Raw genomic sequence first — 7,578 nt, forward strand, 5'->3', positions numbered from 1 at the left:
CTTTGGCATAAACAAATCGTTTTTCATGGCAACATCTCAGCCAAAGGGGGACAAGCTCCGAACAACTACCTGCGTTTCATCAGGGCTTCGTCCCCCTTTGACGGTCAATAAAATCGTTTAGCACATTGTTGTATTCAAAGGGGGTAAGGGGGATTGGGAGCAATCAAAAAACAACTTCACTTTTTCTCTTGTTCATCTATGATCCTCTGTTCCAAACATTGGATAGCATAATCAATTTCTGCCACAACATCATCTATCCTATAAACAACCAAACTTTCTGCAAAACGCAAAACAGTGTAGCCAAGTGATTCCAGAAATTGTTGCCGTATGCAATCTTCCTTGCTTTTGGCAAAATGGGAAGAACCATCAATTTCAATGATGAGTTTTAGTTTTCGGCAAACAAAATCTACGATATAATCACCAATAATAAATTGGCGGTTAAATTGATAAGGCCAGTGCTGTTTTGCTTTAAGAACATCCCGCCAAAGTAATGCTTCGCCTTTGGTCCCAAATTTCCGAAGATTACGGGCCAGAGGTTTCAGGTTTTTATTGTATCTCGCGGACATTGAAATATTTTTGGTAAAGTTAAAAAAACAGATTGATAATGAAAGTTTTAAAAGTTTTGAATCCCCCTTTGATTCCCCCTTTAATTGGCAGCAATTTACTTCCATGGCAAAAATACAATTAAAGGGGGACAAGCTCCGAACAACTGTCTGTAAAAAAACGCTGTGCCTTTGCGTCTCCGCGTCTTTGCGGTGAAAACAATTAAAACAACAGCAGCATAAACATGTAATCTTTCAGTTCTTCGCGCAGTATTTTCAGTGCATTTGAAATTTGGGTTTCCACGGTGCGTTTGGAGATATTCAACTGGGTGGCAATTTCGTCGTTGGAAAAGCCTTTGAACCGGCTTAACGAAAAAACTTCGTTGGTGCGGGGCGGCAGTTTTTCAAAGGCTGATTTGATACGTGACTGCAATTCTGATTCAACAAACAAATCGGGTTGGTACAGCCTGTCAGTCTCAATCATTATCTGAAGTTCTTCACGCACTTTTTCGTTGATTTTTTCCTTTTTCAGGACATTCAGTGCCCGGTTTTTAACCGAGGAGAAAAAATAACTTTTCAGGGTATCCGATTTTCTGATTTCCTTGCGGCCTGTCCACAATTTCACAAAAAATTCCTGTACAATTTCTTCGGCTTCATCAGTATCGAGGACAATTTGGGAGGCGAAGGTTACCAACCCGGGATAATAGAAACGGAACAGCAATTCAAAGGCCGTCTGGTCGCCGTTAATGAGTCGCTGTATCAGGGTTTCTTCCTTAATCCCGTTGATGACAGTCATGGAAACAAAATTAGTTGTTTTTTATTCCAATCCAAACAGCTGTTTATTGAATAATATAAAAACAGAAGTAATCGAACCCAAAAAATAGTGTCCAACAAAAAATCCTTTGCGTCTCCGCGCCTTTGCGAGTTTTCACCTAATTTTATTAGGCATAATGAGGCAATGACAGTAAAATTCCAAAATGCAAATCACAAATCACAAATAAATTTCAATTTTCAAATACTTTAAATTCCAAAATTCTTAAATTTATCTTGTTTCGAGATTTGTTTTTTTGTTTTTTGGTGCTTATTTGGAGCTTGTTTTTTGTTATTTGATATTTCTCTCACAAACAGTATATTATGCAAATCTGTCATTGGTAGCATACTAATACTTTGCCACCAGCGGCATCTTCCTGCCAAACCCAAAAGCCTTGGAACTGACCCGCAAAATGGGCGCTGCCTGGAACCGTTTGTACTCATTTACATTTACCATACGAATCACCCGGTTGACTTCTTTTTCATCAAAACCTTTGGCAATGATTTCCTGTGGCGACTGGTTCAACTCAATAAAACTAAACAGAATTTCATCGAGGATTTCATATTCGGGCAGGGAATCAGTATCTTTCTGCTCGGGGCGGAGTTCGGCAGAAGGAGGTTTTACAATGCTGTTTTCAGGAATTATTTCACGCTCACGATTCATAAACCGGGCCATTTTAAACACATCGGTTTTATACACGTCGCCCAAAACTGCAAGGCCGCCGTTCATGTCGCCGTACAACGTTCCGTACCCCACGGCACATTCACTTTTGTTGGTGGTGTTTAATAGAATGTGACCGAATTTATTGGAGATGGCCATTACAAAAATCCCGCGTGCCCGCGCCTGAATATTTTCCTCAGTAACATCGGGCGAAGTTCCTTCGAAAAGCGGTGCCAGTTCCTTTTCAAATTCATCCACGGCGGACTGAATTTTTACAATGTCGTACTGAATCTCCAGATTTTCAGCCAACTTCCGGGCATCTTCCACGCTGTGGCCCGACGAATATTTGGAAGGCATGAGCAGCACGCGAACGTTTTCAGCCCCCAGCGCTTCAACTGCCAATACTGCAGTTACTGCCGAGTCGATTCCGCCCGACAAACCTAAGGTGGCTTGTTTAAATCCCATCTTTCCGAAATAATCACGAATCCCCAAAACCAGCGCATCATGAATTTTTTCGATGGTACCCGCTTCTTTCTGAACCAATTTACTCCCCGGATTCTGCGTGTCGACAACCAGGAAGTCTTCTTCAAAATACTTCAGTTCTTTCACAATCTCACCTTGCTCATCGATATAAACCGAGCCCCCGTCAAAAATAAGTTCGGTTTGTGCTCCGGACTGGTTCACATAAAAAATGGGCAGCCGGTATTTTTTGGCTTTCGAAATCAAAATATCTTTTCGCCAGCTTTCCTGGTTGTACGAAAACGGCGAAGCAGAAATATTCACCACAAAATCGGGGTGCAGTTTTGCCAGTTCTTCCATGGGCGAAACCTGGTAAAGTTTATCTTTCCCAAACTCGTTAGCGGTGGGTTGTTCGTCCCACAAATCTTCGCAAATTGTGACGGCAATTTTTTCGCCTTTGTATTCCACCACTTCAAAATCGCGGTTGGGCTCAAAGTGGCGGTATTCATCAAAAATATCGTAGGTAGGCAGCAAAGTTTTGTTGTGAGCGGAATGAATTTTTCCATCGGTTAGAAACAGTGCCGAATTAAAAAGTCGTTTTCCGCGTTCATTTTCATTGATTCGGGGAGCGCCAACAACAGCCGCAATTCCTTTGCATTCCGCAGCAATCTTGTTTACGGCTGCTTCCGCTTTCTGAATAAATTCTTTCTTTTCGAGTAAATCGTGCGGATAATACCCGGTAACCGACAACTCGGAAAAAACAACCAAATCAGCTCCTGCATTTTTTGCTTTTTCGATGGTTTCAATAATTTTTTCGGCGTTCCCTTCAAAATCGCCAATTATGTAATTTAACTGAGCTAAAGTTACTTTCATAAAACAATGGTTATAGCTGTTTTAAATAGATTTCTGTCTTATTGACAATTCGATCCTTTACTTCTTCCCATTTGAGATTTTTATCCTTCAGAATAACAGGCCAATCTTCCAATTTTACATCATTGAACCATGTAATACTTTTTAATACATTTACCTCATTATATTGAGAATACTTTTTTTTGTAAAAGGAAATTAATTCAGCAAGGGGAAATTTGTCAAGCAAATAATAAATATCAATAAAATCTTTTACACGTTGGCCACTGGTTGAAATGGCGTTAAGTTTCATTGCTGCAATATCTTCAACTGCTAAAATTGAAATCCCCTCTGTGATTAAAGGCATCCCAATCATTGGATATCGATGAGCTATTAAATCTATCTGAATTCCGTTTATGCTTCCTTTAATTGTATTTTCTGCAGAGAAAAAAAGTTGGAATTGAAAGTCCGTTGATAAATTTTCAAGTAGCTTCCCTGCGTCAAAATTAAAATTTGAAAACAGGTCTATGTCAATTGATTTTCGGTGACCGTAAAGTAAGGCCAATGCTGTTCCTCCTACGAGGAAAAACTCATCCAAATATTCTTTGTTTTGAAGTTTTTTTAATAACTCCAATGTTGATCTGTCGATTGTTTCCTTGTGTAACATTTAAATTCACTTATTGGAACATTTAAAAGCAGGGAAAGAAAATTAAGTGTTTTGGGATCGATATAATTCAGGTTGCAAACCGTTTTTTTTACTTCTTCCTTTCCATAATGTGTCAATATCAATTTTATTTCCCGGAGGTTTCCAAAATTCATAACGCGTTCAATAATTATTCTTTTGGATTTATTTTCATCCAGTAAACCAGGATCAATATCCCAAAAATAGGTTTTATTCAATTTTCCAAGTAATTCCGGCATTGATCATTTTTTATCAAAAATACAAAAATCTGCGGTGAATTGCTATTCCATAAATTGCTGCCTGCTATTTTTGTTTCAACTTTGCAATAAAATTTAAACCAGTTCGTATTGAATGAAAATTAATCTATAATGAATTATAAAACATATTTTTCCCTTCTTATTATACTTATTATTTTTTTCGCCTGCAACCGCAACCGGCTTAAAGTGGATATTTCAGACATAGAAACCGAGGTTGGGATTGTGCGTTTCGACCAGGAGCTTTTTGAGTTGCCCATGCAAGACACTTTGGCCGAATTAACTGCCCTTCGAAACAAATATCCGGAGTTTTTCGACCTGTTCACCTGGAAAGTAATTGGCGTGGGCGGTATTGAAGAGGAACACTTCCCGGAAATCATGGGCCAATTCCTCACCGATACCATGATTTTGAATGTAAAAACCTTGGTGAAAAAAGAATTTTCAGATTTTGAAAAAACAGAGGAGGAGCTAATTACAGCTTTCAAATATTTTCATTATCATTTTCCTGATAAAGAACTGCCAACAATTTTTACAGCCATTTCGGGATTTAACCAGTCGGTTTTTACAGCAGAAGATATAATCGGAATCAGCCTTGATAAATACCTGGGACGCGATTGCAGCTATTACCAAAAATTAAGCAATGTGCCGCTTTACAAGGTGAAAAACATGCACCGTAAAAAATTACCGTCGGATGTAGCTTATGCATGGGGACTGACCGAGTTTGACGATCCGCACGGCACCACAACAGTCCTCGACAATATTGTTCACCAGGGAAAACTGATGTATCTTGTTGATGCCATGCTCCCCGAAATGCACGATTCGCTGAAAATAGGTTACACAGCAGAACAACTGCAATGGTGTAAAAATAATGAACCTCAAATGTGGAATTTTCTGATAGAAAACGAGATGCTCTATTCCAACAAACGGATGGATATTTTGCGTTACATCAACGACGGGCCCTACACAACCGGTTTCCCAACAGAATCGCCTGCCCGTGCCGGAATCTGGATTGGCTGGCAGATTGTGCGGCAATACATGAACAAGCATGAAGAAATCTCACTTCCTCAATTAATGCCAAACACCAATTACCAGGAGATTCTGAATGAATCGGGTTATTATCCGGAATAAATAAAAAAGGGCACGCTTAATAAAACATGCCCCAATTATTATGAAAAAGTTAGGAAAAATTACAATTCCCTGATTTTAATATTTCTGTACCAAACAGCGTCGCCATGATCCTGCAATGCAATGTAACCTGATTTTGCCACGTTGGCCCAGTCAGGATTATATTCCGGGAATTTTGAATTGGCAACCATTTCATTCCAGTCATCGGTCCAAAGATGATATTCCAAAACGGTTTCGCCATTCTGTTTGTGAACTACCGTTCCGTCATACACCATAATTTCGGCAGAGTTCCATTCGCCGGCTGGTTTTGCATTTTGCGGATCAGCAGGAATCAAATCGTAAAGCGATGCTGATTTGCGGTTTCCGTTTTTGCCCAACATGGCATCCGGATGTCTTTCATTATCCAGCACCTGGAATTCCGGAGCTGTTTTCCAGATAGGGTCTCCTTCAACTTCCTGCCCAAGGTAGAAAATACCTGAGTTGCCGCCTTCCGAAATTTTGTAATCGATTTTCAGGTGGAAGTTGGAAAACTTCTGTTCTTCGTAAAGAATGTCGCCACCATTTTCGGCACCGGCTTCACCCTGGCCCGACTCTTTGCAGTGCAAGGTTCCGTCAACCACTTCCCAGCCAGCCGGGAAAGTTTCCTGGTTCACACCACGCCAGCCTTCGGGTGTTTGCCCGTTGAACAAGAGCATCCAGCCCTCTTCTTTTTCAGCTTCAGTTAATTCGTTTGGTCCGGCAGTTTCTTCAACTGCTGCCTGTTTTTCGCTGCTTTCTGAACTGTCATCGGATTTTTTCTGGCCCCCGGTGCATGAAACAGCGAATAGAAAAGTAACTACCATTAGTAACGAAAAATAATTTCTCATTTTTAATTTTCTTTTATTTGTTTATTAATAGATTTAATTCTCACTCAACTCATCAAAAATTATCAGGGTAATTGGAAAAACAATATGTAATTCACCCTTAAATAATTAACAATATACACTAATTGTGCTATACAAAATTAATAATTTCCAAATTTCTTTCGTAATTTCGATATCATATTTCTGTTGAAACATGAATATAATTTAATTTGAAACCATGAATGATGCTACAAGTAAACCAAAAAGAATTGGCATTTTAACAGCCGGTGGCGATTGCCCGGGGCTTAACGCGGCAATCAGGGGTGTTGGGAAAACGGCCATTGTTGAATACGGAATGGAAGTGTACGGTTTTAACGCCGGCTACCTGGGTTTAATTGAAAACGATTACATAAAGTTAAGCGAATCGCAGCTATCGGGAATACTTACCGAAGGCGGGACAATTCTCGGAACTTCGCGCGAGAAGCCCTACAAAATGATAAAAAAAGGGGTAAAGAAAAACCCCGAGAAACCGAAAAAGATAAAAAGAACATACGAAAAACTTGGCCTTGACTGCGTGGTGTGCATTGGCGGAAACGGCACCATGAAGACCGCCAACATGCTGGCCCAGGAAGGATTAAATGTTATTGGTATCCCAAAAACCATCGACAACGATGTATGGGGAACAGATATTACTTTTGGTTTTGAATCGGCGGTGCAAATTGCCACCGAAGCCATTGACCGGCTGCATACCACAGCCAACTCGCACCAGCGGGTGATGATTATCGAGGTAATGGGACACCACGCCGGCTGGCTGGCACTCTACTCAGGATTGGCGGGCGGCGGCGATATTATCCTGATCCCGGAAGTTCCGTACAACATCCGCTCGGTGTGCAAAAAAATTGAAAAACGTTACGAACATAAAAAACCTTATTCGATTGTGGTCGTGGCCGAAGGAATAGACCATCCGAAAGGGAAATCGGCGGCAGCGCACATTGGCGAGGCCATTCAAACTTACACCGAGATTGAAACACGCGAAACCGTGCTTGGATACATTCAGCGCGGCGGCAGCCCCACCCCAATGGACCGGATCCTGGCCACACAATACGGTTCTTACGCTGCACAGTGTATTGCCGAAGGTTGTTTCGGTACTATGGTAGCCATGCACAAAAACGAACTGACCACTGTTCCGCTATCCGAAGTGGGTGGTAATCTGCGACTGGTTAAAGAGGATCACCCGCTTATTCTGAAAGCCCGGAAAATGGGTGTTTCGTTTGGGGATGAGTATTTGAATGATTAGAAATCACAAAGGAATGTGCACCAGCTTTTTGGTTTCAAAGAATTCTTCCTCGAAATATTC

General features: G+C 40.8%; 8 protein-coding genes. 2 read left to right on the forward strand and 6 right to left on the reverse strand.

Annotated features, from left to right (window positions below; all coding sequences use genetic code 11):
- Positions 1-176 precede the first annotated feature (176 nt).
- From ACTCNA_RS16920 to ACTCNA_RS16940, 5 genes are all read right to left on the reverse strand, one after another.
- A complete protein-coding gene (locus tag ACTCNA_RS16920; RefSeq protein ID WP_462949121.1) occupies positions 177-671 on the reverse strand; it encodes an endonuclease domain-containing protein in 495 nt (164 codons plus the stop codon).
- 94 nt (positions 672-765) lie between these two features.
- Complete coding sequence (locus tag ACTCNA_RS16925) at positions 766-1,338, reverse strand: RNA polymerase sigma-70 factor (protein ID WP_462949122.1); 573 nt, start codon at positions 1,336-1,338, stop codon at positions 766-768.
- Positions 1,339-1,701: 363 nt separating this feature from the next.
- On the reverse strand, positions 1,702-3,345 hold the full coding sequence (locus tag ACTCNA_RS16930; protein ID WP_462949123.1) for an NAD+ synthase: 1,644 nt from the start codon (positions 3,343-3,345) through the stop codon (positions 1,702-1,704).
- A 10-nt stretch (positions 3,346-3,355) separates the two neighbouring features.
- Positions 3,356-3,985, reverse strand: a complete 630-nt coding sequence (locus ACTCNA_RS16935) for a nucleotidyl transferase AbiEii/AbiGii toxin family protein (protein WP_462949124.1) — start codon at positions 3,983-3,985, stop codon at positions 3,356-3,358.
- A complete protein-coding gene (locus ACTCNA_RS16940; RefSeq protein ID WP_462949125.1) occupies positions 3,940-4,239 on the reverse strand; it encodes a DUF6922 domain-containing protein in 300 nt (99 codons plus the stop codon). The genes ACTCNA_RS16935 and ACTCNA_RS16940 overlap by 46 nt, the downstream gene beginning before the upstream one ends.
- Before the next feature lie 129 nt (positions 4,240-4,368).
- Between ACTCNA_RS16940 and gldB the strand changes: the two genes are divergently transcribed.
- Positions 4,369-5,382: a gliding motility lipoprotein GldB gene (gene gldB / locus ACTCNA_RS16945; RefSeq protein ID WP_462949126.1), complete on the forward strand. Its 1,014-nt coding sequence runs from the start codon at positions 4,369-4,371 to the stop codon at positions 5,380-5,382.
- 59 nt (positions 5,383-5,441) lie between these two features.
- Here the strand turns inward: gldB and ACTCNA_RS16950 are convergent, their stop codons facing one another.
- A complete protein-coding gene (locus tag ACTCNA_RS16950) occupies positions 5,442-6,245 on the reverse strand; it encodes a 3-keto-disaccharide hydrolase (protein ID WP_462949127.1) in 804 nt (267 codons plus the stop codon).
- Between the two features lie 214 nt (positions 6,246-6,459).
- Here ACTCNA_RS16950 and ACTCNA_RS16955 point away from each other — a divergent pair, with 214 nt between their 5' ends.
- The gene (locus ACTCNA_RS16955; RefSeq protein ID WP_462949128.1) at positions 6,460-7,518 is read left to right on the forward strand and encodes a 6-phosphofructokinase; all 1,059 of its coding nucleotides are present in this window, start codon (positions 6,460-6,462) and stop codon (positions 7,516-7,518) included.
- Positions 7,519-7,578: the final 60 nt, after the last annotated feature.

The organism is Tangfeifania sp. (assembly GCF_055108615.1).